The 23586-nt window shown below is 63.7% G+C and carries 22 protein-coding genes and 2 pseudogenes; 19 read left to right on the forward strand and 5 right to left on the reverse strand.

What is annotated here, in order from left to right; translation table 11 throughout:
- Positions 1-189: 189 nt before the first annotated feature.
- The gene (locus tag AADJ04_RS11775; RefSeq protein ID WP_341239733.1) at positions 190-1458 is read left to right on the forward strand and encodes a sensor domain-containing diguanylate cyclase; all 1269 of its coding nucleotides are present in this window, start codon (positions 190-192) and stop codon (positions 1456-1458) included.
- An 84-nt stretch (positions 1459-1542) separates the two neighbouring features.
- Here AADJ04_RS11775 and ylqF read toward each other — a convergent pair whose 3' ends face one another.
- Complete coding sequence (ylqF, locus tag AADJ04_RS11780; RefSeq protein ID WP_341239734.1) at positions 1543-2517, reverse strand: ribosome biogenesis GTPase YlqF; 975 nt, start codon at positions 2515-2517, stop codon at positions 1543-1545.
- Between the two features lie 86 nt (positions 2518-2603).
- On the opposite strand from ylqF, the gene AADJ04_RS11785 reads away from it, so the two are divergent.
- The 6 genes and pseudogenes from AADJ04_RS11785 (at position 2604) to AADJ04_RS11810 (ending at position 7829) form a co-directional block, all read left to right on the forward strand.
- Positions 2604-2855, forward strand: coding sequence for a hypothetical protein (locus AADJ04_RS11785; RefSeq protein WP_341239735.1), 252 nt, complete (start codon positions 2604-2606; stop codon positions 2853-2855).
- Between the two features lie 56 nt (positions 2856-2911).
- Positions 2912-3081: pseudogene (locus AADJ04_RS11790) on the forward strand (oxidoreductase-like domain-containing protein).
- Positions 3082-3419: 338 nt separating this feature from the next.
- Positions 3420-4925 (forward strand): NAD(P)/FAD-dependent oxidoreductase, encoded by a 1506-nt coding sequence (locus AADJ04_RS11795; RefSeq protein ID WP_341239736.1) that lies wholly within the window; start codon positions 3420-3422, stop codon positions 4923-4925.
- A 49-nt stretch (positions 4926-4974) separates the two neighbouring features.
- Positions 4975-5886: an SDR family oxidoreductase gene (locus tag AADJ04_RS11800; protein ID WP_341239737.1), complete on the forward strand. Its 912-nt coding sequence runs from the start codon at positions 4975-4977 to the stop codon at positions 5884-5886.
- A 45-nt stretch (positions 5887-5931) separates the two neighbouring features.
- Positions 5932-6915: a tripartite tricarboxylate transporter substrate binding protein gene (locus AADJ04_RS11805; protein WP_341239738.1), complete on the forward strand. Its 984-nt coding sequence runs from the start codon at positions 5932-5934 to the stop codon at positions 6913-6915.
- A gap of 11 nt (positions 6916-6926) precedes the next feature.
- Entirely contained in the window at positions 6927-7829 is a 903-nt protein-coding gene (locus tag AADJ04_RS11810) for an alpha/beta fold hydrolase (RefSeq protein ID WP_341239739.1), read from the forward strand.
- A gap of 71 nt (positions 7830-7900) precedes the next feature.
- On the opposite strand, the gene AADJ04_RS11815 is transcribed toward AADJ04_RS11810, so the two are convergent.
- From AADJ04_RS11815 to AADJ04_RS11825, 3 genes are all read right to left on the reverse strand, one after another.
- A complete protein-coding gene (locus AADJ04_RS11815; RefSeq protein ID WP_341239740.1) occupies positions 7901-8578 on the reverse strand; it encodes a Crp/Fnr family transcriptional regulator in 678 nt (225 codons plus the stop codon).
- 201 nt (positions 8579-8779) lie between these two features.
- Positions 8780-10303, reverse strand: coding sequence for a glutamate--cysteine ligase (gshA, locus tag AADJ04_RS11820; protein WP_341239741.1), 1524 nt, complete (start codon positions 10301-10303; stop codon positions 8780-8782).
- A gap of 177 nt (positions 10304-10480) precedes the next feature.
- Complete coding sequence (locus AADJ04_RS11825) at positions 10481-11389, reverse strand: SDR family NAD(P)-dependent oxidoreductase (protein ID WP_341239742.1); 909 nt, start codon at positions 11387-11389, stop codon at positions 10481-10483.
- Here AADJ04_RS11825 and AADJ04_RS11830 point away from each other — a divergent pair.
- From AADJ04_RS11830 to tolA, 11 genes and pseudogenes are all read left to right on the forward strand, one after another.
- Complete coding sequence (locus AADJ04_RS11830) at positions 11388-11618, forward strand: hypothetical protein (RefSeq protein ID WP_142084633.1); 231 nt, start codon at positions 11388-11390, stop codon at positions 11616-11618. The genes AADJ04_RS11825 and AADJ04_RS11830 overlap by 2 nt on opposite strands.
- A gap of 399 nt (positions 11619-12017) precedes the next feature.
- Positions 12018-12644 (forward strand): annotated as a pseudogene (locus tag AADJ04_RS11835) (DUF938 domain-containing protein).
- A gap of 61 nt (positions 12645-12705) precedes the next feature.
- Entirely contained in the window at positions 12706-12996 is a 291-nt protein-coding gene (locus AADJ04_RS11840; protein WP_341239743.1) for a 2Fe-2S iron-sulfur cluster binding domain-containing protein, read from the forward strand.
- A 296-nt stretch (positions 12997-13292) separates the two neighbouring features.
- Positions 13293-14414 carry a bifunctional 3,4-dihydroxy-2-butanone-4-phosphate synthase/GTP cyclohydrolase II gene (gene ribBA, locus AADJ04_RS11845; protein WP_341239744.1) on the forward strand — a complete coding sequence of 374 codons (1122 nt, stop codon included), beginning with the start codon at positions 13293-13295 and terminating at the stop codon, positions 14412-14414.
- Between the two features lie 2 nt (positions 14415-14416).
- Positions 14417-14881, forward strand: coding sequence for a 6,7-dimethyl-8-ribityllumazine synthase (ribH, locus tag AADJ04_RS11850; RefSeq protein WP_044397565.1), 465 nt, complete (start codon positions 14417-14419; stop codon positions 14879-14881).
- Positions 14878-15444, forward strand: coding sequence for a transcription antitermination factor NusB (gene nusB, locus AADJ04_RS11855; protein WP_341239745.1), 567 nt, complete (start codon positions 14878-14880; stop codon positions 15442-15444). Before ribH ends, nusB begins: the two co-directional genes overlap by 4 nt.
- Before the next feature lie 125 nt (positions 15445-15569).
- Positions 15570-16754 (forward strand): pyridoxal phosphate-dependent aminotransferase, encoded by a 1185-nt coding sequence (locus AADJ04_RS11860; protein WP_277060182.1) that lies wholly within the window; start codon positions 15570-15572, stop codon positions 16752-16754.
- Between the two features lie 19 nt (positions 16755-16773).
- Entirely contained in the window at positions 16774-17190 is a 417-nt protein-coding gene (ybgC, locus tag AADJ04_RS11865) for a tol-pal system-associated acyl-CoA thioesterase (protein WP_142084643.1), read from the forward strand.
- Entirely contained in the window at positions 17187-17891 is a 705-nt protein-coding gene (gene tolQ / locus AADJ04_RS11870) for a protein TolQ (RefSeq protein WP_066693536.1), read from the forward strand. Before ybgC ends, tolQ begins: the two co-directional genes overlap by 4 nt.
- 9 nt (positions 17892-17900) lie before the next feature.
- The gene (locus tag AADJ04_RS11875) at positions 17901-18323 is read left to right on the forward strand and encodes a biopolymer transporter ExbD (RefSeq protein ID WP_207373060.1); all 423 of its coding nucleotides are present in this window, start codon (positions 17901-17903) and stop codon (positions 18321-18323) included.
- 24 nt (positions 18324-18347) lie between these two features.
- Positions 18348-19385, forward strand: coding sequence for a cell envelope integrity protein TolA (gene tolA / locus AADJ04_RS11880; RefSeq protein WP_142084647.1), 1038 nt, complete (start codon positions 18348-18350; stop codon positions 19383-19385).
- A gap of 136 nt (positions 19386-19521) precedes the next feature.
- Here the strand turns inward: tolA and AADJ04_RS11885 are convergent, their stop codons facing one another.
- Positions 19522-22053: an ankyrin repeat domain-containing protein gene (locus AADJ04_RS11885; protein WP_341239746.1), complete on the reverse strand. Its 2532-nt coding sequence runs from the start codon at positions 22051-22053 to the stop codon at positions 19522-19524.
- A 192-nt stretch (positions 22054-22245) separates the two neighbouring features.
- Between AADJ04_RS11885 and AADJ04_RS11890 the strand changes: the two genes are divergently transcribed.
- Positions 22246-23577 (forward strand): IS4 family transposase, encoded by a 1332-nt coding sequence (locus AADJ04_RS11890; RefSeq protein WP_341239747.1) that lies wholly within the window; start codon positions 22246-22248, stop codon positions 23575-23577.
- Positions 23578-23586: the final 9 nt, after the last annotated feature.

The following is a 23586-nucleotide window of genomic DNA, read 5'->3' on the forward strand; positions in this document are numbered from 1 at the left end:
TGCGGCAGCCCTGGCCGCCAGCGCCCAGGCCGACTCCAAAGACTGACGCCACCAGCGCGTCAGCGGCAGGTTCGAGCCCGCAACGCGGCAGCGCATGGGCTTGGCACATGCGTGACACTTTGCAAAAAATGTGTGCGAGCGGGCCGTGGCGGGTGCCACAATGCACCGACTATTCCGGCAAGCCCACCCATGTCTGACCCACTAGATCTGCTGCACGCGCTGCCTGGGGCTGTGCTGATCACCCAGGACGGAGCCATCCAGTACGCGAACGCGGCCGCGGTGGCATTGCTTGAAGTGGAAAGCGCGGAATGCCTGATCGGGCGGCAGTCTGGCGAATTCGTGCACCTGGTGGACCAGATCCGCTCCACCCAACGTATCCAGCAAGTGGCTGACCCTGACCAGGAGGGGCGCCCCAACAAGTCCTCCGAATTTCGCATCTGCACGGCCAAAGGCCATTTGCGCATGGTGCTGATCTCCAGCGTCGCCGTGGAGTGGCATGGCAAGCCCGCCGTGCTGATGTGCGGGCTGGACATGACCCACCAAAGTGAAATCCAGGCCCAGCTGCGCGAGAGTGAGCAGAACTTTCGCCGTCTTTTTGAAAACATGCAGGACGTGTACTACCGCACGGACGCCAACGGCGTCGTCCAGCATGTGGGGCCCGGTGTGCGGCGCGTGCTGGGTTACGAGCCCCACGAAATCGAGGGCCGCACGGCCGAGTCGTACTACCCGCAAAGCAAAGACCGCGACGCCTTCAAGGCGGCCATCCAGCAAACAGGCGAGGTGTCGGACTTTCCGGGGCAAATGGTGCGGCGCGATGGCTCGGTGATCGACATCTCCATCAGCAGCCACGCCCTGTACGACCATGCCGGCAATTTTGCGGGCGTGGAGGGCATCTACCGCGACGTGACCCAGCGCAAAAATCTGGAGCGCGAGCTGCACCGGCTGGCCACCACCGACATGCTCACCGGCATGGCCAACCGCAGGGCTTTTCTGGATGCGGCCACCCAGGTGTACGAAAAGGCACGCGCTGATGGCGCGCCGTTTGCCCTGCTCATGCTGGACCTGGACCATTTCAAAACCATCAACGACGAATTGGGCCACCTGGAGGGTGACCGAGCGCTGGCAGAGTTTGCCCATGTGGTCAAAGCCCAGCTCCGGGCCACGGATGTAGCGGGCCGCTTGGGCGGTGAAGAATTCTGTGTGCTGCTGCCCCTGACGGCGCACGACCAAGCCGTCGAGATTGCGACCCTCATCATGCATGGGGTTGCCTGCACGCCTCTGACCGATGAGACAGGCCGCCCCTACCGCATCACAGTCAGCGTAGGGGTAGGCACCATCAGCCCCCACGACCGCAGTTTGCGGGACGTTCTGGACCGCGCCGACCAGGCGCTGTACCTCGCCAAGAACCGGGGCCGCAACCAGATTGCGATAGCGCCGGTGGACGGCTCTCCCAAGTAAGAACCAGGCCAAGGCAAGGTCGGGCCGATGGCCGCGAACCCCTGGCACTTCAGTGCGTGGACACAGCCACGCACAGGGTGAAGCTTATTGCGCCCCTGGGTCGCCCGATCCTGGTTCGCGCTTGCCTGAACCCTTGCCGCGGGATTTGAGTCGAGCCTCTTTTTTGGCAGCGCGCTCGGCATCCTTGGCCAAACCTGCAGCCAGCCAGCGCTCGAATTGCTCAGGGGTTTCCAGCGTGATTCGGCCCAGCGTGGCGGTGCGGAAGTCGGTCATCACGATCTCGGCGGTTTTTTGCAGGTTCACCCGCCCGCCGCTCATCATGGCGCCACGCTTTCGGCCAATGGCCTCGAGCAGCTCATCGTCCTGCATATCAGCCATGGCGCCGGGCGGCAGACCCAGTTTGTAGCGCGCTTCCAGCAACGGCGCGTAGTGCTCTTGCAGGCGGCGCAGCAGCTCCAGCGCCACCAGTTCTTCGTCGTAGGCATTGCGCCCCACGGCACCGCTGGCAGCCAGGTTGTAGCCGCTCTCGGGCACGATGATGCGGGGCCAGAGCATGCCGGGGGTGTCCCACAGGTAGAAGTCATCGGCCAGCGTGATGCGCTGCTCCAGCTTGGTGATGCCCGCTTCGTCCCCCGTCTTGGCCTGGCGCTTGTTGCTGAGCGTGTTGATCAGCGTGGACTTGCCCACGTTGGGCACGCCGCAGATCAGCACCCGCATGGGCTTGGCCATGCCGCCCCGGTTGGGTGCCAGCAGGTGGCAGGCATCGATGAGCTTGCGCGCAGGGGCTGGGTCAGACGCATCCAGCGGCACGGCGCGGGTTTCGCTCTGGGCGTTGTACCAGTCCAGCCAAAGGGCGGTGCGCTCGGGGTCGGCCACGTCCTGCTTGTTCAGCACCTTGAGCTTGGGCTTGTGGTCGGTCATTTCGGCCAGCAGCGGGTTGGCGCTGGAGCCGGGCAGGCGCGCATCCAGCACCTCGATCACCACGTCAATGTCCTTGATGCGCTCGGAGATGGCTTTTTTGGTCAGGTGCATGTGACCGGGGAACCACTGGATGGACATGCGAGGGGGTACTTTCTTCTGTGTTCTAAGGGTGGCAAGGATAATCGCGGTCTTCCTTCTGCCCACGCCCCGGCGTTTTTATCTGCATGCCAGCACCTCTCGACACTCCGCGCAAGCCCAACGCCACCAAGGCCGACAAGGAGCTGCTGTTCAAGAGCGTGACCCTGGCCCTGATTGGCCTGGTCGTCTTGCTGGCGCCTCATGTGGCCCGCTCCGCCAGCGTGCGCGATCTGATGAGCCAGGCGGCCCTGGTGGGCTGGTTTGCGCTGGTGCTGGGCATCGCGTTTGGCGTGCAATACGGCCTGCGCCGCGCCAAGGCGGGGCGCCGCCAGCCGTGACCTTGCCTGAGGAGACAGCCCCGGCCCCGGCGGTGGACGGTGCCACGGCGCAAGCCATGTTCGCGGTGCTGCAGCAGCGCGCGGCCGCTCTTGGCATCACACTGCGCAACCCGCCGCCCGAGCCCACGACCTGCTGCGGGCGCGGCTGCAACGGCTGCGTGTGGGAGGGGTTTCTTAGCGCCGCCGAATACGGCGGCAAGAGGCCTTGCTGCAGCTGCAGGACTGACTTTGAAGCGTTTTTGGCTGGCAGCGCTAATGCAATATGCCTGAGGCGCTACCAATTCAATAGCGGATCAATCTCGCCCGCCCCTGATCGCGCCCTCAACCGCCATGGACTGCTGGCATGCAAAGGCTTCAAAGCGGTGCTGGTGGCTTTGCAGGATGCTGTCCAGCACGCGGGCTGCGTGCGTGCGCTCAGGTGCGACTGTCAGTGCACAGGCATCTGCGCACTTCGACGTTTTTCACCAGCACACGAAGACTGCCCAAAGCCGACAGTCTTGCAGCCGTACGCTGCACACAATGACCTGAAGGACGCAAGCCCAGCCGTCAAAGTCAGGAGAAAAAATGCATTCACCCCGCCAGGATTCTGATCCCGCAACCCGCACTGCCCAGCGTTTTGACGTGGTCATTGTGGGCGCCGGCATCTCCGGCATCTGCAGCGCCACACTGCTGCGCAAACACTGCCCGCAATTGAGCTTTCTCATCGTGGATGCCATGGAGGCACCCGGGGGCACCTGGCTGATTCACAAATACCCCGGCGCACGCTCGGACAGCGACCTCTTTACGTTTGGCTATGACTTCAAGCCCTGGAAGGGCAAGCCCATTGCCTCGCGCGAGGAGATCCTGGACTACCTTGCATCGACCATTGAGGACGAACAGCTGGGGCCGCACATCCGCTACCAGCATCGCGTGCAGTCGGCCTCGTGGTCCAGTGCGTCCAGCACCTGGACGCTGGACCTTGCCGTGGACGACGCCCGGAAACCGGTGCAGATCCAGGCGGGCTTTCTCTGGATGTGCCAGGGCTACTACCGGCATAGCAAGGGATATACACCCTCCTGGCCGGGGCTTGAGCAGTTCAAGGGTGAGGTTGTGCATCCGCAGCATTGGCCCGATTCGATCGATCTCGCCGGCAAGCGCGTGACCGTGATCGGCTCGGGGGCGACGGCGGCGACCCTCATACCAGCGCTTGCCGACCGTTGTGCGCACGTCACCATGCTGCAGCGCACGCCCACGTATTTCGCCACCGGCCGCAATGCCGATGCATTGGCCGATGAGTTGCGCAAGCTGGAAGTCGACGAGGCATGGATCCACGAGATCATGCGCCGCAAGGTCGTGCGGGATCGGGCCGACCTGATCGAGCGCGCGCGAACCCACCCGGACGCCCTCAAGCAGCAGCTCATCGCCGGCGTCAAGGCGTGCCTGCCCGAGGGCTACGACGTGGAGCGGCATTTCACGCCCCCGTACAAGCCGCTGCAGCAGCGCGTGGCCTTTGTGCCTGACGGTGACCTGTTCAAGGCCATCAGCGCAGGCAAGGCGTCCGTGGTCACCGATCACATTGCGCAATTCGACGAAAAGGGCATTCAGCTGCAGTCCGGGGACCGCATCGACTGTGACGTGGTCGTCACCGCCACGGGCTTCGATTTGTCGGTCATGGGCGACATACCGTTCTCGGTGGACGGGCGTGCGGTGGACTTTGCCCAGACGGTGAGCTATCGCGGAATGATGTTCTCCGGCGTGCCCAACATGACCTGGGTGTACGGCTATGGGCGCTACAGCTGGACGCTGCGGGCCGAGCTCGTGGGCCAGTTCGTATGCAGGCTGCTGCAGCACATGCAGACCCGCAAGGCCCGGCACGTGACCCCCATGACGCGCCCTGAGGATGCCGACATGGCGCTTGGCACCTGGGTCGACGCGCAGGACCTGAACGCCGGGTACATGCTGCGCAGCCTGCATCGCCTGCCCAGGCGCGGCGACAAGCCCGAGTGGCAACACAGCCAGGACTATCTCTATGAGCGCAAGGCGCTGCCCAGCGTTGATCTGACGGATCCGCTGTTCTCCTACGCCGACTGACAACGCAACCTCCACGGTGCAAGGCACCCCACAAGCAAGGAAACTCACCATGAAGACATTCAATGGCCGTGTCGCAGTCATCACCGGCGGCGGTTCGGGTCTCGGCAAGGCATTTGCCATGGCGGCTGCCCAGCGCGGCATGAAACTGGTGCTCGCCGACATCCAAGCAGACGTGCTGGAGCAGACCGTCCAGGCCCTACGATCTCAAGGAACGGACGCGGTCGGCGTGGTGGTCGATGTGTCCGATGCCGCGGCGGTGCAAAGGCTGGCGGATCAAGCGCAGCAGTCGTTTGGCCCTGTGCATGTGGTGTTCAACAATGCGGGCGTCACGGCGGGCGGTCTGGTCTGGGAGCACTCGGAAAAGGACTGGGAGTGGCTGCTCGGCGTCAACCTCAAGGGCGTCATCAACGGGGTTCGCTGCTTCACGCCGCGCATGCTGGCCGCTGCCGCGGCAGACCCGGCCTATGAAGGCTGCATTGTCAACACGGCATCCATGGCGGGCCTGCTCACCTCCCCCGGAATGGGCATCTACAGCGTGTCCAAGCATGCCGTGGTGGCGCTCTCCGAATGCCTGCGCCACGACCTGGAGATGGTGACGCCGCATGTGCACGCCGCACTTCTGTGCCCGTCGTATGTATCCACCGACATTGGCCAGTCGGAGCGCAACCGGCCCGCCCATCTCATGGATGACAGTGGCCTGACGAAATCCCAGCTCGCAGCCCGCAAAGCCTCCCAGCAGGCGGTGATGAATGGCGCCATCTCTGCGCAAGCGGTGGCCGAGATCACCTTCCAGGCGATCGAGCAAGACCGCTTCTACGTTTTCCCCAGCCCTGAAGCCCTCCCGCTGGTCAAGTCCCGCATGGACCACGTTCTGGATCAGACCAACCCCGATCTGCCATACGAGATGGTCCCCGCCCTGAAAGCCCGGCGCGATCGGCTGCTGGCGGCCATTACGCACTGAGCCACTTTCCCCCCTGCAACATAACAACTGTTTGGAGACAACACCATGAAGATGATTCGACGCATGTTCCCCGCTGCCACGCTGGCCCTCCTGGCCTGCAGCCCATGGGCGTTCTCTAGCGCTGTGGCGCAACCCGCCTACCCCAGCGCCCCCATCAAGATCATTGTTCCGTACCCCGCCGGAGGTGCTTCGGACGCAGTGGCGCGCATGATCGGCGAGAAGCTGCAACAGGCCTGGGGACAACCCGTTTACATCGACAACAAGCCGGGAGCCTCGGGAATCATCGGCACGCAGGCCACCATCATGTCCCCGGCGGATGGCTACACGCTGCTGGCCCACAACAGCGTGCTGATCCAGCAACCCGCGGTGATGGAAAAACTGTCCTTCAATCCCTTCAAGGACCTGCTCCCGGTGGTCATGACGATTCGCACGACCAACCTGTTCGTCGTGCCCAATGACTCCCCGGTGAAGTCTGTGGCAGAGTTCGTGGCCCAGGCCAAGGGCAATCCGAACAAGGCCAGCTACGGCAGCTACGGCATCGCCAGCGGCGCCCATTTCCAGGGCGAACTGCTCAAAATGCAGGCGGGTGTCGATCTGGCGCATGCGCCATTCCAGGGGTCGGCACCCATGATCACCAACATCGTGGGCGGCCAGCTGCCGAGCGCGTTCATTGACGTTCCGTCTGCGCTTCCGCACATCAAGTCGATGCGGCCACTGGCGGTCGGCGGCCCGCAGCGCCTTCAGGAACTGCCGAACGTGCCCACCTTTGCCGAACTGGGCTACAAGTCGTTCGAACCCATGGGATGGCACGGCCTGTTCCTTCCCGCGGGGGCGCCTCCGGCGGTTGCGCAAAAGATTGCCAACGAGGTCAGCAACATCCTGCGCATGCCCGATGTGCTGGCAAAGCTCAAGACGCTCGGCGTCATCGCCGGCGGCGGGACCCCCGAGGAATTTGCACAGCAGATCAAGGCCGATGCACCCGTTTATGCGGAGATTGCCAAGGCGGCCAACATCCGCCTGACACAGTGAGGCGTGCGCAGATGCGCCCCGCAGCGATCGAAAAGGCAGCCCCCATGGCAGCGCAGGCCAACGAACGTGAATGCTCCCGCGAAGCGGTCCTGGACCATGACGGCAGGCTGCTGCGCATCCACTACACGGACACGGGGGGCAGCGCGCCCCATGCACCGGTGGTTGCGCTGTTGCATGGCTCGGGTCCCGGCACGACGGGGTGGAGCGCATTTGCCCTGCAGCGACCGGCCCTCCGGGAGGCGGGATTGCGCCTGATCACGCCGGACCTGCCGGGCTGGGGCCGCAGCGACGGCGTGGTTTGCAAGGAGGATCGTTCGCAGCTCAACGCCCGGGCACTGCAGGCGGTGCTGGACGCCGCCGGCGTCCACGCGCCTGTGCATCTGGTGGGCACTTCCATGGGCGCCCACAGCGCAGTGGCGTTTGCGCTGCAGTGGCCGGGGCGTGTCGCATGCATGGTGCTGGCATCGGGCGGCACGGGGGGCCGCAGCAATTTCCATCCTGCCTTGCCCGAGGGCGTGCGGTCCATGCTGGACTTCTACCAAGAACCCACTGCGGCCCGCATGCGCAGCTTTCTGGAATGCGTTGTCTTTGACTCCAGCGCCCTCACCGCAGAGATGGTGCAACAGAAGCTGGCGGCGGCCATGGCCTGCCCCCAGCACCTCACGAACTTTGTGGAAAGCCTGCGCCAGCACCCCGCCCAATTTGGCGACGTCACCCACAGGCTGGCAGAGATCACGTTGCCCACGCTGGTGATCTGGGGCAGCGAGGACCGGGTGGTGCCGCTGGACATTGGCCTGCAGATCGCGCAGCGCATCCCGGGAGCCGACCTGCACGTGCTGGGCCGTTGCGGCCATGTGCCCCACCTGGAGCGGCCCCACGACGTCAACCATCTGCTGACGCGGTTTCTGGCATGAGCGGAACCGGTCAAGCCGAAAACGGTTGCGGGACGCGCCCGCCGGAGCCGTAGCACAGCAGCCACTGCGGCTCAGGAGACACGCCGCAGAGCCTCCGGGTCCAGCAGCGTGACCCCTCCGTACACCAGGCGCAGCAAGCCCTGGGACTCCCATTCCTTGAGCTGCCTGTTGACGCTTTGCCGCGAGGCGCCCAGCCGCTGCGCAAGCCCCTCCTGGGACAGGCGGAGCTCGGGCTGCTGCGCGGCACCCTCGCGCATCGCCATTTCCCGCTCGGCGAGCAGGCGCTGGGCCAGCCGCACGGACAGCGGCTGCAGGATGCTGGCATCGATCCGCTCAATGGCCCACTTGTACCGATAACACACCACGCGCAGGAACTCGCGAAGGTAGTCGGCATTGCTGTCCACCACCTCGTGCAGACGCCGGGCCGGCACCACGAGCAGCTCGGTTTTCACCAGCGCCCTGGCGTCATGCACCCGGGGCGCATTGATGAACAGGGTCAGCTCACCAAACCATCGCCCCTGTTCAGCCACACCCAGCACCGCTTCCCGGCCGTTGACCGAAGTGGCACTCAGTTGAACGGCCCCCGATTCGACGCAGAACACCGAGTCAGGGGCCGAGCCCCGCGTGTAGAGGACCTCGTTTTTCGACAGCTGCCGCCGGCGGGCGCCGACCCGCAACAGACGCTCCAGTTCGGGAGACAGTCTGTCTGGAGCACTGCCCGAAGGGATTTCCGGAGTCTGTTTTCGCATCCCATCGTCTCCAAAATGACGCTCGCGCGGACGCCAAATAGTCATTGACCACCAACAAACCGCTGAGGGGAGACGGTGGTCCGGCGGGTGTCTTCCCTGAACAATGCCGCTGCGGCGCGTTCCGTGGTGGAGACCAGCGTCCCCTTTGCTTCAATAAATATAGCTGTCAGCGCTTATGCAGACAGCGCAAAACCCCAAAAACTAGCCCAGCTGCTCCACCGCCATGTACTGCTCGCGCCATTCCTCAAACGGCAGCGTGTCGGCAGCCTCGATGGCCTTTTGCGCGGCAATCGACTCATCGGCCATGGCCACGTAGCGTGCCTGCTGCTCGGCCGTCCAGGGCAAGTTCAGCAAGGTGTCGTGGGCCAGTTCTGACTGGTGGAAGGCGAAGCTTTCGAAGCTGCTGGCATGTTCGCGCACCATCGTGTCCAGCACCCGGGCAGAGGGTGTGCGCTCGGGCGCCTGCATCAGCGCGCGGGCCTCGCGCAAGGCGGCGCTGTAGTCGGTGCAGCCGTGGGTGGCGTCCAGCGCGGCCGCCAGGGGTTCGCACGCCGCCAGTACTTCGTCACCCCATTGGGTCAAAGCCACAGCCTGGCCCTGGCGCTGCAGCAGCAGGCCGGGCTCGCGGCCACGCTCGGCCGTGAGGTGCTGGTTCTGCTTGAGTTCCGCGATCTCTTCAGGGGTGTCCGGCGGGCTGTCTGACAGCAGGCAGTGCAGCAAAAACACATCCAGCAGACGCATGGTGGGCGCTGTGATGCCAACGGGAACGAAGGGGTCGATGTCCATCAACCGCACTTCCACGTATTCCACCCCGCGCTCACGCAAGGCGTGCAAGGGGCGCTCGCCCGTGCGCACCGTGCGCTTGGGGCGGATGGTGCCGTAGAACTCGTTTTCGATCTGCAGCAGGCTGGTGCCCAGTTGGTTGTAGTCGCCGCCCGGATTGCGCACGCCCACCTGTTCGTAGGCGGGGTAAGGCTTGGTCAGCGCTTCGTGCAGCGAGTTGGCATAGCCCTGCAGGCCGTTGTAGCTCACGGCCAGGGTGGCCTGGGCATCGCTCTGGTAGCCCAACCGCCCCATGCGCAGTGATGTGGCGTGCGGCAGGTACAAGGCGCTGGCGCTGAGCTGCTGCAGGCGGTGCTCGCGCCCCTGCACAAAGCAAGGGCACAGCGCGGGCGATGCGCCAAAAAGGTACAGCAGCACAAACGCATGGCGACGGAAGTTGCGGATGAGCGAGAAATATTGCTCGCTGCTCACGCCGGGCAATGACCAGTTGTAGTGGATGCCTGAAATGGTCTGCATGCGCCGGCCGTAGCGGTGGCCCAGGCCCATGCGGTACACGCTCTTGGCCCGGCCCACGTTGGAGCCGCCATAGCGGGCCAGCGGAATGGTCTCGTCCGTGGGCAGCCCGCACGGCATGCTCGACGCCCACAGCAGCTCGCCACCGCTGTCCTTCAGGGTGTGGTGCACAAACTGGTGCACCTCGGTCAACTCATCCATGCACTGTTGCACGCCCAGGTGTGCGCCGGTGATGAGTTCCAGTTGGGATTCGCTGTAGTCGGTGGTGATCAGCGGGTGGGTAAGTGCAGAGCCCAGGGCCTTGGGATGGGGGGTGAGCGCCAGTCCTCCGGTGGGCTGCACGCGCAGCCCCTCTTTTTCCACACCACGGCGAATGCCGCGCAGGGAATCGGTGGGGAGGGCGTTCAGTTTGTCCTGCAGTTTGCTCATAAGGTAATACCGGTCCATCTTCTCATTGGCCCGGAACTTAGCACGGCCCGGCCCCCTGCGCCCGAACCCTGCTCAAGTCCTTGTCGTAAAACGGCTGAAAACACAGCCCCGCACGCGCATCGGAAGGCTGTGGTTGGAGGCTGCTCGCAGCCCCGCCCCTTCGCCCCCCGCCAGCACTCAGCGGGCGGTCATCGCCTTGGCCACCTCGTTGGTGCCCTGGGCCGCGCCGCTTTGCGGCACCTGTTCCCCCGCGCGATTCGTGACTTCGGCCAGGCGGGCTGCGAGCTGCTCCGGCACTTCAGAGCCAATGCCCAGGTGCACGCCCTGCGTGAGCGTGATGTGGGCCGCCTCAAACGTGCCAGCCCCGGCGCACAGGATGGTGCGGGTGGGCGCGGACTCGTGCGCCAGCACCAGCATGGCAGGCACCACGGCTTCGGGCTTGAGGGCATCGAGCACTTCCTGGGGCATCAGCCCTTCAGTCATGCGCGTGGCGGCTGTCGGTGCCAGGGCGTTGACATGGATGTTGTGCTTGGCGCCTTCCAGGGCCAGGGTCTGCATCAACCCCACCTGGGCCAGCTTGGCAGCGCCATAGTTGCTCTGCCCAAAGTTGCCATACAGGCCGGTGGACGAAGTGGTCATCACGATGCGCCCGTACTGCTGGGCCACCATGTGCGACCACACTGCCTTGCAGCAGTAGGCTGCGCCCATCAGATGCACATCCACCACCAGGCGGAAGTCGTCCATGCTCATCTTGGCAAAGCTCTTGTCGCGCAGAATGCCGGCGTTGTTGACCAGCACGTCCACGCGACCCCAGGCGTCGATGGCTTGCTGCACCATGGCTTCCACCGCGGCAAAGTCGGTCACCGAGGCTGCGTTGGCCAGGGCCTCGCCGCCCGCAGCACGAATCTCGTCCACCACCTTTTGCGCCGCACCTGCGGTGCCACCGCTGCCATCCACGGCACCACCCAGGTCATTGACCAGCACCTTGGCACCGCGGGCCGCCAGGGCCAACGCATGTTGACGCCCCAGGCCGCCACCTGCACCCGTGACGATGGCTACGCGGCCTTTGAATTCGATGTCTGCCATGGAAAAACTCTCCGTATCAAAAAAAGGGGGGGAATGGGATGAATGTCGGAACAAAAACTGCTGGCAGCACTGTACGGCAACGCCCGCCGCGGCATCGTTGCGAAGGGGACAGAACGCCGTGCACGGGTTATCCCTGACAGCACTGGACAAGCATGTGGATAAGTGGGGAAAAGTCTTGTATGAGACTGCTAAGTGGTTGATTTATCAAGAAGCCACTTGTGCTGCTTAATTTTTCATCAACGCAAACCACTCAGGCGCTCAGTTTTCCCTGTTCACGCTGGACAAGCCTGTGCATAAGTTTTGACAAGTCTTGTATGAGCAATGCAACCCTTTGATTTTCAATGACTTTCAACGAAATGCTGAAAAATTAAGCAAACCTACCACCCGGTGCTGACACGCCAGTTTTCAGCGGTTATCCCGTTCTTTTCTGGACAAAATTGTGGATAACTCTGAACAAGTGCTGTATGAGCGTCGCAAGTCATTGATTTACAAGGATCGCCTATCCGCTGCACATTTTTTAAGCAAATTGGCGCATGGGCTGCCGGCTCGGAAAAAACCAGGCAACACTGTGGCGCTCTATTTTTGATAGCATCTCGCGCTTGACTGTAAAGCGCTAACCCCCTTTTTTATGCAAACACCGCCATGGGCCCACAGCCCCGCTGCTGAACGCAACCAAGGCCCTATCCTTGCGGTGCTGCAAGCGCTGCTCGCGCCCCGTGGCAACGCTCTGGAGATTGCGAGTGGCACCGGGCAGCACGCAGCGCACTTTGGCGCCTCCCTGCCCGGCTGGCGCTGGTAACCCACTGACTGGAAAGACGATCTGTTCGCGTCGATCTCCGGATGGTGCGCGCACAGCGGTGCGCAGCAGGTATTGCCACCGCTGCGGCTGGATGTGACCCAGGCGCACTGGCCCAGCGAGGGCGAGCCCTTCTCCACGCCGTTTGAACTGATTTACTGCGCCAACATGATCCACATTGCGCCCTGGGAATGCTGCGTGGCACTGATGCGCGGCGCCGCCCGCTACCTGGCCGCCGACGGAATGCTGGTGACCTATGGCCCCTATCTGGAACAAGGCGTGCCCACCTCCCCAGGCAATCTGGCCTTTGACGCCAGCCTGCGCACCCAAAACAGCCAGTGGGGCTTGCGAGCGCTGGAAGACGTTGCCCAGCGAGCAGAGGCGGCCGGCCTCCATTTGAGCGAGCGCCACGCCATGCCTGCCAACAACCTGCTGCTGGTGTGGCGGCGCTCGCGTTGATCTGATCATTCCCTCTGCCACTCACTCCTTCCGCCCACCGCTCACTTCGGCCCCAACCACCATGACCCAAGCTGCCCCCTTTTTCATCGCCCGCATCGAGCCCGACGGCACCCAGTGCGATGCGTGGCCCGAACAATCGCTGCTGACCTCGATGGAGCAAGGCGGCATTGACTGGCCCAGTTCCTGCCGCAATGGCACCTGCCGCACCTGCATCGGCCATTTGGTCGAAGGAAGCGTGCGCTACGACATCGAATGGCCGGGCCTCAGTCCAGAAGAAAAAGCCGAAGGCTGCGTGCTGCCCTGCGTGGCTTACCCCGAGTCGGATGTGGTGCTGCAGGGCAGCGCGATCTGACCCAAGGGCTGGCACAAAAGGCCGACTCAGCCGCAAGCTCTGCAGCCGCCCATGGCAACGCCGTTTTTTTGCCAGCCATGACAGAGGCCATTGATCCGGCGCACCAAAGCGCGGCCCCGGCTGAACTAAAATACTCAGCTTTGCAAGAGGCTGCACGCTTGGCCCCTTGCGCTGCGGCAGCGCCGCACAACATGTTCTTTGGATGGCCAAGCGACCCTTTGCGGTTGTGCGGCCCATGAGGGCGTGTGGTTTCGCGCTGCACAACCCCGCTGTGGCCCTAACGAAAGCCCTCTCCCATGAACACCCCCCTCACCCCTGTGTCCATCTCGCCCGTCGAAGACATCGTGGCCGACATGCGCGCTGGGCGCATCGTCATCCTGGTGGACGAAGAAGACCGTGAAAACGAAGGCGACCTGGTGCTCGCCGCCGACCACGTCACCCCAGAAGCCATCAACTTCATGGCCCGCTTTGGCCGTGGTCTGATCTGCCTGACGCTGACCCGCGAGCGTTGCGAGTTCCTGAAGCTGCCCCCCATGGCAGCGCGCAACGGCACCGTGTACAGCACAGCATTCACTGTGTCCATCGAGGCAGCAGAAGGCGTGACCACCGGCATCTCTGCCGCCGACCGCGCCCGCACCGTGCAAGTGGCGGTGGACCGCAACAGCCAGCCCACCGACCTGGTGCAGCCAGGCCACATCTTCCCCTTACAGGCGGTGGATGGCGGCGTGCTGATGCGCGCAGGCCATACCGAAGCGGGCTGCGACTTGGCGGCCATGGCGGGCTGCAGCCCGGCTTCCGTGATCTGCGAGATCATGAAAGACGACGGCACCATGGCCCGCCTGCCCGACCTGCAGCTGTTTGCCGCAGAGCATGGCCTGAAGATTGGCACCATTGCCGACCTCATCCAATACCGCAGCCGCAATGAATCGCTGGTGGAGAAAGTGGGCAGCCGCCCGCTGACCACGGCATACGGCACCTTCACCGCCCACGCCTTTCGCGACAAGCCCAGCCAGGCCGTGCACCTGGCCCTGGTCAAGGGCGAATGGACGGCCGACGAAGTGGTGCCCGTGCGCGTGCACGAACCCCTGTCGGTGTTTGACGCGCTGGAAGTCAACCGCTCCATGCATTCCTGGGGTCTGGACACCAGCCTGCAGTACCTGGCCAAGCAGGGCAAGGGCGTGGCGGTGCTGCTGAACTGCGGCGAAACCGCGCAGCAATTGCTGGCCCAGTTTGAAGGCACGGCCCGCGCATCTCAGGCCCCAGAGCGCGGCCGCATGGACCTGCGCACCTACGGCGTTGGCGCGCAAATCCTGCGCGACTGCGGCGTGCAAAAAATGGCACTCCTGGGCCAGCCCCGCCGCATGCCCAGCATGGCCGGCTACGGCCTCGAAATCACCGGCTTCATCCCCAAGGAATAAACATGTTTGGCGCAGAAAAAGGCACAGCGGACAAGCTGGACGGCAAGAAGTTGCACATCGGTATCGTGCAGGCTCGCTTCAATGAAAGCATCACCAACACCCTGGCCTCTGCCTGCCTGGCAGAGCTGAAGGCACTGGGCGTGCAGGAAAAGAACATCACCCACGTGAAAGTGCCCGGCGCACTGGAAGTGCCCGTGGCGCTGCAAGCCATGGCCGAGAGCGACAGCTTTGATGCCCTCATCGCACTGGGTTGCATTATCCGCGGCGAGACTTATCACTTTGAACTGGTGGCCAACGAGTCTGGCGCCGGCGTGACGCGACTCTCGCTCGATTACCAGATCCCCATCGCCAACGCGATCATCACCACCGAAAACATGGAGCAAGCCATTGCCCGCCAAAGCGACAAGGGCACCGATGCAGCCCGCGTGGCAGTAGAGATGGCCAACCTGCTGGACGAATTGTCATGACCGAAACCACCCCATCGTCCAAAACCCGCCCACCCAAGCAATCGCGCACCGGCCTCAAGGCCAACGGCACGCGCAAAGCTGCATCCAAATCCAACCGCAGCCGTGCGCGCGAATTCGCGCTGCAGGCGCTGTACCAGCACATCGTGGGCCGCAACGACGCGGCCGCCATCGACTCCTTCACGCGTGACCTGGCAGGCTTTCACAAGGCCGACGCAGCGCACTACAACGCTGTGCTGCATGGCTGCATCAACACCGCTGATGATCTGGACGCCCTGATCACGCCGCTGCTGGACCGCAAGCTGGGCGAAATCTCGCCCATCGAACGCGCCTCCATGTGGATCGGCGTGTACGAATTCATGCATTGCATGGACGTGCCATGGCGCGTGGTGCTCAACGAATGCATTGAGCTGGCCAAGGAGTTTGGTGGCACCGACGGCCACAAGTACGTCAATGCCGTGCTCAACGGCCTGGCCCCCCGCTTGCGTGCCAACGAAGTCGCTGCCGACAAAGCGGCTGGCAAGCCCGGCCCCGAAGCCCCAGCCGCCGAAGGCGAAGAGGCCTGAGCCCTTCCCGTGCTGCGCCTATCTGTCGATGGGTGCTGCCCCGGCCTGCCAGAGGCTGCTCCTCCGGCGCAGTCTTTCTCTTTTGAGCCATGCCCGCAGCCTCGCGGGCCGCAGGATTCCCGAGCATGAAATTCTCCAGCCGCGCAGAGCGCATTGATCCGTTTTATGTCATGGAAGTGGCCAAGGCCGCCCAGGCCATGGCACGCGAGGTGGCGGGCACCAGCGAGCCCATGATCTTTCTGAACATCGGCGAGCCGGACTTCACCGCCCCGCCGCTGGTGCAGGAAGCTGCAGCCAAGGCGGTGCGCGACGGTGCCACCCAATACACCAACGCCCTGGGCCTGGATGCGCTGCGCGAACGTATCAGCGGCTGGTACCAAAGCCGCTTCGGGGTGGACGTTCCGGCACGGCGCATTGTGGTCACGGCTGGCGCATCTGCCGCATTGCACCTGGCCTGCCTGGCGCTGATTGAGCGTGGCGACGAAATCCTGATGCCCGACCCGAGCTACCCCTGCAACCGCCACTTCGTGAGCGCTGCCGAAGGCCGGGCCGTGCTGGTGCCCACCACGGCAGCCGAGCGCTACCAGCTGAGCAGCGACAAGGTGCAAGCCGCGTGGACGGACAAGACACGGGGCGTGCTGCTGGCATCGCCCTCTAACCCCACCGGCACATCGATTGCCCCCGCCGAACTGCGCCGCATTCACGAGGTGGTGCAGTCGCGTGGCGGCGTGACCATGATCGACGAGATCTACCTGGGCTTGTCGTACGAGGAAGAGTTTGGCCACACCGCCCTGGCCATCGATGAGCACATCATCAGCATCAACAGCTTCAGCAAGTACTTCAACATGACCGGCTGGCGCCTGGGCTGGATGGTGGTGCCCGATGCCATGGTGCCCGTGGTGGAGCGGCTGGCACAAAACCTTTTCATCTGCGCCAGCACCGTGTCGCAACAGGCCGCCCTCGCCTGCTTTGAAGCCGAGAGCATTGCCGAATACGAACGCCGCCGCGCCGAGTTCAAGGCGCGCCGCGATTACTTCATCCCGGCCTTGCAGTCGCTGGGGCTGAGCGTGCCCGTGATGCCGGATGGCGCCTTTTACGCCTGGGCCGACTGCACCGACGCAGCCCAGCGCCTGGGCGTGCAAGGCAGCTGGGACTTTGCCCTGGAAGTGATGCGCCGCGCCCATGTGGCCATCACACCGGGCCGTGACTTTGGCAGCTTTGAGCCCGAACGGTTTGTGCGCTTTTCCACGGCCAACTCCATGGAGCAATTGCAGGAATCCGTAGCGCGACTGCGCAAGCTGCTGGCCTGAGCGGTATCGAGGGAACAGCATGGCTTTTGAATTCCCGATCCGCGTGTACTGGGAGGACACCGATGCCGGCGGCATCGTGTTCTATGCCAACTACCTGAAGTTCTTTGAGCGCGCGCGCACCGAATGGCTGCGCTCATTGGGCGTTGGCCAGCACAATTTGCGGGAACAAACCGGCGGCATGTTTGTCGTAACCGACGCGCAGTTGCGTTACCTGCGGCCCGCCAAGCTGGACGACGAACTGATTGTTACCGCCAGCCTGCTCGACAAGGGCCGCGCATCCCTGACAATCACGCAGCAAGCGCTCCTGAAACCAGAGCACATGACCGAAGACAAGCCCACGTTGCTGACCGAAGGCACCATCCGCATTGGCTGGGTGGATGCTGCAACGATGCGGCCCGCAAGAATACCGAGCACCCTTCTGGAACAACTTTCATGACCCCTCAAAACATGTCCATCTTGAACCTGGTGCTGCAGGCCAGCTGGGTGGTGCAGCTGGTGATGTTGCTGCTGCTCAGCGTCTCCATCGCCAGCTGGGCGGCCATCTTCCGCAAGCTGTTTGCACTCAAGCGGGTGAAGTCGCTCAACGAGGATTTTGAGCGCGAGTTCTGGTCCGGCACCAGCCTGAATGACCTGTTTGCCAGCGCAGCACAGAACGCCAAGAACGCAGGCCCGATGGAGCGAATTTTTGCCAGCGGTATGCGCGAATACCAGAAGCTGCGCGAGCGCCGCATCACCGACCCCGGCACGCTGCTGGACGGCGCCCGCCGCGCCATGCGTGCGAGCTTCCAGCGCGAGATGGATGTGGTGGAGTCCAGCCTGTCGTTCCTCGCATCGGTAGGCTCCGTCTCGCCTTACGTCGGCCTGTTTGGCACCGTGTGGGGCATCATGCACGCCTTCACTGGCTTTGCAGGCATGGAGCAGGTCACCCTGGCTACCGTGGCCCCCGGCATTGCCGAAGCGCTGGTCGCCACGGCCATTGGCCTGTTCTCTGCCATTCCTGCGGTGATTGCCTACAACCGTTTCGCGCGGGACATTGATCGTGTGGCCACGCACCTCGAAACCTTCATCGAAGAGTTCTCCAACATTCTGCAGCGCAACCTGGGCGCACAGCCTTCGCAATCGGCCTCTGGCCATTAAGGAGCCCGCATGCCCGCCATGGCGTCTCGCGGCCGAGGCCGTCGCACCATCAATGAAATCAACATGGTGCCCTTCATTGACGTGATGCTGGTGTTGCTCATCATCTTCATGGTGACAGCGCCCATGCTCACGCCCGGCATGATCGATGTGCCCAGCGTGGGCAAAGGCAAAAATGTGCCCAAGGTGGTGGCGCAGGTGATCGTGAACAAGGACGGGTCGCTGCAGCTCAAGACGCCTGACGCCACGCGCACCGTCACCCAGCGCGAAGTGGGCGATGCCGCCCTGCGCTGGCAAAAAGACCAGAGCAAGGACACCGCCGTCATCATCAGCGCGGACAAGGGCGTGCAATACGAAGCCGTGGTCAAAGCCATGGATGCCCTGCAAAAAGCCGGCGTGCAGCGCGTGGGCCTTTCCGTCAAGCAAGGCGGCTGATACCGCAGCGTCACCAGGCCATCCATGCACGCTCACGACGAACGCGACCAGTTCTCTCCCCCCTCGCCGCCCGGCCGCCTGCGCGCGGTGTCGCTGGCCGTTGTGGTGCACGCCGCCTTGATCGCGGCGCTGACCATGGGTGTGAACTGGACCACGACGACCGACCAGCCCGCAGTGGAAGCCGAGCTGTGGTCAGCGGTTCCGCAGCAGGCCGCGCCTGCCCTCGTGGCCCCGCCCCCACCGCCTGCGCCTCCCACGCCCGCAGAGCCTCCTCCGCCACCCGCTGCCGTGGTGCCGCCCCCGCCTCCACCTGCGCCACGGGCTCAGGAAAAGCCTGACACCCGCGAAGCAGACATTGCCATCGAGCGCGAGAAAAAGCGGCTGGCGCAGGAAAAGCGTGAACGCGCCGAACAGCAGGAGCGAGAAAAGCGCGAACGTGAGCGCCGCGAGAAGTTGGAAGCCGAGAAGAAAGAGCGCCTGCAAAAAGAAAAAGAACGCGAGAAGGAACGTGAAAAAGAGCGCGAGCTGAAGGAAAAGCAGGAAGCACAAAAACGCGCCGAGCAAAAGAAGCAGGCCGAAGAAAAGCGCCGTGCCGAAGAAGCAGAAGCCAAGCGCAAGGCCGCCGCAGACGCGGAGGCCAAACGCAAGGCGGAAGCCGATGCGAAGCGCCGGGCCGATGCCGAAGCCAAGGAACTGGCCGCCTTGCGTGACGCCAACATGCGCCGCATGCAAGGCCTGGCGGGCGCCACTGGCGGCGAACATGCCACGGGCAAAGACAAGGTTACCTCGGGCCCCTCAGGCAGCTACGGCGGCAAGGTGGCAGCCAAGGTCAAGCCCAACATCGTGTACCCCGATGCTATTTCGGGCAACCCCCGGGCCGTGGTGGAAGTGCGTGCGGCGCCCGACGGGACCATCGTCGGCAAAAAGCTAATCCAGTCCAGTGGCAACAAGGCATGGGACGACGCCGTGTTGCGCGCCCTGGAAAAGACGGAAACCTTGCCACGCGATGTGGATGGGCGTGTACCTTCCTCACTGGAGATTGGCTTCAGGCCACAGGATTGAACGAGAGAGTGGCGCCTGGGGCTTGCCACCACAAGCCACCCAGGTGGGCCGCGATTTCAAGACAAAACGACCTCCAGCGCTTGTCAGACAAGCGCAAGCAGCTATATTTTTTATAGCATATGATCAAACCTGCACCTCAAGGCGCCACTGGCTGGCGCTCTTGCAGCCAGCGCACCGCATCTGCCCGTTTGCCAAACTGGGCACAGTCCAGCGCCGTTTTGCCGTGCGCGTCGCGGCTCCACAAATCCACGCCTTGCGCTTGCAACCACTCCAAAGCGGCCAGGCGCCCTTTGGCCGCCGCCAGCATGGCCGGTGTCTCGCCACGGCTTGCCGGGGCAGGCTCCACCAGTGACTGGCCCTGCCCTTGCAGCCACGCCAGGCAAGGCACACAGCCGCTTTGCGCGGCCATGTGCACGGGGCCCCAGTCCCAGCGGTTGCGGGCCTGCAAGCTGGCACCCGCCTGCACCAGCCGTTGCGCCACGCCAAGGTGGCCGCCATAGAAGGCCCGCAGCAAGGCGGTGTCGCCCCGCTCACTGTCTTTTTGCATCTGTCGAAAATCCACCTGCGCCCCTGCCTGGAGCAACAGTTCCACATGCTCCTGCTGCCCGCGATGGGCCGCGAGCATGAGCATGGAAGAACCACTGTCGGCCAGCAAATTGGGGTTGGCGCCCTGCTGCAGCGCCTGCGCCAGGGCTTGTGCATTTCCTGCGTTCTGGGCGTCGATGAGCTGGGCATCTGCGGGGGCCCAGATGCGTTCCACCTGTGGAGCACGGGCAGCCTGCTGGTGCCGGGCGGGGTTCCAGGCCAAGACCCGGGCATCCATCACCCATGCGCACGCCAGCGCTGCGACCAACAAGCTGCCCCACGCAGGCCGGGAATACTCCGTTGCCACCGCCCGCTGCAACCCTGGCGTGAAGCGGCCTTGACGGTCCTTCCAAGCACGCGCGATCGCTTGACCTATGGCACGCGCAGTGCCCGTGCCATGCACACCAGGGGTGAGCCTGGTCAACTCACCCTGTGCATTTTTGGCATGAACGGCGTAGTAGTCTCGCTTCGTGGCGCCAGCGCCATTCGTAAAAAACAGTTTGTAGACCAGTGACTGGCTGGCAGCACCGGGCAACTGAACCCGTCGCGACCAGAGCCACGACCCTCTTGCCACCAGCAGACCATCGTCCAGCACGCTCAAAGTCCAGCGCCGGGTTGCAGCGTGCAGCAGCCACCCCAGCAACACCAGCCAGGCCAACATGCCCCACAGGCTCTGTGGTAGCACGAGCGCGCCGGGCTGCAGGCGGGCATGGATCCACCCATCGCCCACCAATGCGGCAGCAGCCACCACGGCAGACCAGCGCCAAGGCGTTTGCCCAAACTGCAGACTCCATCCACCGGCCCCTTCGCGCACCTGAACATTGACAGGCAGCCGTGATGCGCCCGGTGAAGCCGCGCCGCCCTCTTCCCCCGCGTCAACCGGTCCAATAGGAATTTCCTCCTGCCAAGCTGCCGAAGGAGCGTACGGATCCACCTCCAACCGTGCCCCTATCGCGGTGGATGCTTGAACGGGCAAGTCATAAGCCAGCTCCAGACTTCCCTCGGCCCCCAGCAGCTCCAACCGCCAGTCCACGCGCTCGCCACTGCGCTGGGCACCATGGGTAGGAGCATCGTCTGGCAGGGAAAACCGGGCCACCAGGCGCAGATGTCCATCGCCCAGTGCCAGGCGGCGCGTGCCAGCCTCCAGGGTCTGCACGCGCCGCTCGGGTGAGCCTGAACTGGCTTCGTCCACCCGGTATTGCGCCACACGCAGCTGGAATTGGTCAGCAGCCGGGTGCTGCGCCGCGCGGGGCGGCAGCACCAGCGTCACTTCAACGGGCTGCCCAGCCCTGGGCCGTGACGGCAGTGCCGTCATGGCCAGACCACGGTAGCGCCAGACTTTGCGGGTTTGATGAACAGCAGCCCAGACCATGCCCGCGCCAATGGCCACAAAACCTCCCAAAAGCGCCTTGACCCACCAGGGTGCGCGAGCGTCGCTCCAGAACAGCGCCGCCATGGGAAAAGAAATACCGCACCAGAACAGCGTGAAGGCCCACAGACCCCAATGGCTGTTGGTCAGCGGGTTGGGCGGTGAATCTTCTGGCGCCTTCGCGTCGCGGCCCGACAGCAGCCGCCACAGCATCCAGCCAGCGGCCAAGCCCACCCCGGCAAAGACCAGTGCGAACGGCAAGCGAAAGATTTGCAACCGCCAGCGGATGGACGGGTCTACCAGGGCTTGAGAGGGCTGCGCGGGGTTGACCCAGACCGTGATGGGGCGCCCTTGTTGCTGCGCCTGGTGCAGCGTCTGAAACCATCGCTCCTGCCAATCACCCACGTTGTCGGCACCCGCTTGGGGGGCCAACCCCACGCGCTGACTTTCGTAGGATTTGCCAGCGATTTCGTAGCGATAGCGCACCAGCACCTGGTAGGCGGTGCCTCCCTCACTGCCCGCATGTTTGCGAATCTGGGCGTCCAGCACCTGCGCTGGCACAGGCTGCCAGGACTGGACTGACAACGCAGCCTGCAAGGTAGAGGCCAGGGGACGCAGCCCGGCCCAGTAACCCACGGCCGTGAAGAGGACCGCAAACACGGCACAAAACACCAGCAACACGCCCCGCCCCACTGCCGTTCTTCCTTCTGCCATGGCTCCTCCTTTTTGTTGTTATGGCCTTTAGCATAGTGACGAATTCATGACGATTTGGTGACAACGCCCAACAAAAAACGGCCCCGAAGGGCAATGCCAGTAAGTTAAGCAAAGGCCCTTCGGGGTCTTTGTTGTTTGTACAGTGCAGGCTTGATCAATTGAGCTTTGGCCATAGAGGTCAAGCGATAGCCAATGCTGCTGCAAGAGTACCTGAACGATACCCATGAGTTTGCGAGCCCCGAACAATGGGGTGTCGTTCAAAGCAACATACCCCAGCAGTGGATTGAACAGGCCTTGCAGATGACGGGTGTAGCCACGCTGCGCAAGCGGCGACTGCCCATGGAGCAGGCACTTTGGCTGGTATTGGGTGTGGCCTTGCTTAGAGACCGCTCCATCGTGAACGTGGCCGAGGTACTGGAGCTGGCACTGCCTGGGCAGCACAATGAACCCATCAGCTCCAGCGCGCTGAGCCAGGCGCGCCAACGGCTGGGCAGTGAGCCCCTGCAATGGCTGTTTCGCCACACTGCTGCCCATTGGGCGCACCAGCAGGCCGCTCGCCACCGCTGGCAAGGCTTGGCGCTGTACGCATTGGATGGCGTGGTCTGGCGTACCCCCGACACACAAGACAACCGCCAGCACTTTGGTTGCCAGCGCAACCACGCAGACCACCAAAGTCCCTTCCCCCTGGTGCGCATGGCCTGCTTGCTCGATGCCAGAGCTCGTTTATTGGTAGATGCCAGCCTGGATGCCTACGACACCAGTGAGTACGCATTGGCTGAACGCTTGTGGCCGAAGTTGCCGCCTGACTCGCTGGTGATCGTGGACAAAGGCTTTTACTCAGCGGGCCTGTTGTGGCCGCTGCAGCATCGCCAGGGACGCCAGTGGCTGATCCCCGCGCGCGCAGGGCTCAAAGGTGAAGTGATGCAAACACACGGCCCGGGCGATGTGAGGCTGCGCATGAAGGTCTCGCCCCAGGCGCGCAAGAAAGACCCCGGCTTGCCGCTCACGTGGGAGGTGCGCGCCATCACCCGTGAACTCGATGGCAAACCCAGAACCTTGTTCACGTCCCTGATGGATCCGGCACGCTACAAGGCCGAGGAGGTGTTCGCGCTGTACCACGAACGCTGGGAGATTGAGCTGGCCTATGGAGAGATGAAGACGGACATGCTGGGCCAGGCGATGACGTTGCGCAGCCAGCAACCCGATGGGGTCAAGCAAGAGCTGTGGGCAACCTTGTTGATGTACAACCTGATCCGCTTGGAGATCACGCGCATCGCAGACGAGGCCAAAGTGCAGCCCTGTCGCATCAGCTTCATCACGGCGCTGCGCTACATCGTGGATGAGTGGCTGTGGAGTTCAGGATCACACACCCCTGGGGCCATCCCGGCCAAGCTTGCGGCCATGAGAAAGAACATCCGCCGCTTCGTGCTGCCGCCTCGCAGATCCCACAGGCGGTATCCGCGTGAGGTTCGTATGACCAAGACCCAGTATCCCGTCAAAAAAATGCCGCTCAGACTTAACTGAGCGGCATTG

Origin of the sequence: uncultured Acidovorax sp. (genome assembly GCF_964021665.1) — a bacterium.
GTDB lineage: Bacteria > Pseudomonadota > Gammaproteobacteria > Burkholderiales > Burkholderiaceae_C > Acidovorax > Acidovorax temperans.

Bases quoted from the DNA above. Each gene is read 5' to 3' on its own strand.
- AADJ04_RS11800 (WP_341239737.1), top strand. From the start codon at position 4,975: ATGAAGACATTCAATGGCCGTGTCGCAGTCATCACCGGCGGCGGTTCG.
- AADJ04_RS11810 (WP_341239739.1), top strand. From the start codon at position 6,927: ATGCGCCCCGCAGCGATCGAAAAGGCAGCCCCCATGGCAGCGCAGGCC.
- tolQ (WP_066693536.1), top strand. From the start codon at position 17,187: ATGACCCCTCAAAACATGTCCATCTTGAACCTGGTGCTGCAGGCCAGC.
- AADJ04_RS11860 (WP_277060182.1), top strand. From the start codon at position 15,570: ATGAAATTCTCCAGCCGCGCAGAGCGCATTGATCCGTTTTATGTCATG.
- AADJ04_RS11795 (WP_341239736.1), top strand. From the start codon at position 3,420: ATGCATTCACCCCGCCAGGATTCTGATCCCGCAACCCGCACTGCCCAG.
- ribBA (WP_341239744.1), top strand. From the start codon at position 13,293: ATGAACACCCCCCTCACCCCTGTGTCCATCTCGCCCGTCGAAGACATC.
- AADJ04_RS11805 (WP_341239738.1), top strand. From the start codon at position 5,932: ATGAAGATGATTCGACGCATGTTCCCCGCTGCCACGCTGGCCCTCCTG.
- AADJ04_RS11890 (WP_341239747.1), top strand. From the start codon at position 22,246: ATGCTGCTGCAAGAGTACCTGAACGATACCCATGAGTTTGCGAGCCCC.
- AADJ04_RS11830 (WP_142084633.1), top strand. From the start codon at position 11,388: ATGGAAAAACTCTCCGTATCAAAAAAAGGGGGGGAATGGGATGAATGT.
- AADJ04_RS11875 (WP_207373060.1), top strand. From the start codon at position 17,901: ATGCCCGCCATGGCGTCTCGCGGCCGAGGCCGTCGCACCATCAATGAA.
- ylqF (WP_341239734.1), bottom strand. From the start codon at position 2,517: ATGTCCATCCAGTGGTTCCCCGGTCACATGCACCTGACCAAAAAAGCC.
- AADJ04_RS11840 (WP_341239743.1), top strand. From the start codon at position 12,706: ATGACCCAAGCTGCCCCCTTTTTCATCGCCCGCATCGAGCCCGACGGC.
- AADJ04_RS11885 (WP_341239746.1), bottom strand. From the start codon at position 22,053: ATGGCAGAAGGAAGAACGGCAGTGGGGCGGGGCGTGTTGCTGGTGTTT.
- AADJ04_RS11785 (WP_341239735.1), top strand. From the start codon at position 2,604: ATGCCAGCACCTCTCGACACTCCGCGCAAGCCCAACGCCACCAAGGCC.
- ybgC (WP_142084643.1), top strand. From the start codon at position 16,774: ATGGCTTTTGAATTCCCGATCCGCGTGTACTGGGAGGACACCGATGCC.
- AADJ04_RS11815 (WP_341239740.1), bottom strand. From the start codon at position 8,578: ATGCGAAAACAGACTCCGGAAATCCCTTCGGGCAGTGCTCCAGACAGA.
- tolA (WP_142084647.1), top strand. From the start codon at position 18,348: ATGCACGCTCACGACGAACGCGACCAGTTCTCTCCCCCCTCGCCGCCC.
- gshA (WP_341239741.1), bottom strand. From the start codon at position 10,303: ATGAGCAAACTGCAGGACAAACTGAACGCCCTCCCCACCGATTCCCTG.
- AADJ04_RS11775 (WP_341239733.1), top strand. From the start codon at position 190: ATGTCTGACCCACTAGATCTGCTGCACGCGCTGCCTGGGGCTGTGCTG.
- ribH (WP_044397565.1), top strand. From the start codon at position 14,417: ATGTTTGGCGCAGAAAAAGGCACAGCGGACAAGCTGGACGGCAAGAAG.
- nusB (WP_341239745.1), top strand. From the start codon at position 14,878: ATGACCGAAACCACCCCATCGTCCAAAACCCGCCCACCCAAGCAATCG.
- AADJ04_RS11825 (WP_341239742.1), bottom strand. From the start codon at position 11,389: ATGGCAGACATCGAATTCAAAGGCCGCGTAGCCATCGTCACGGGTGCA.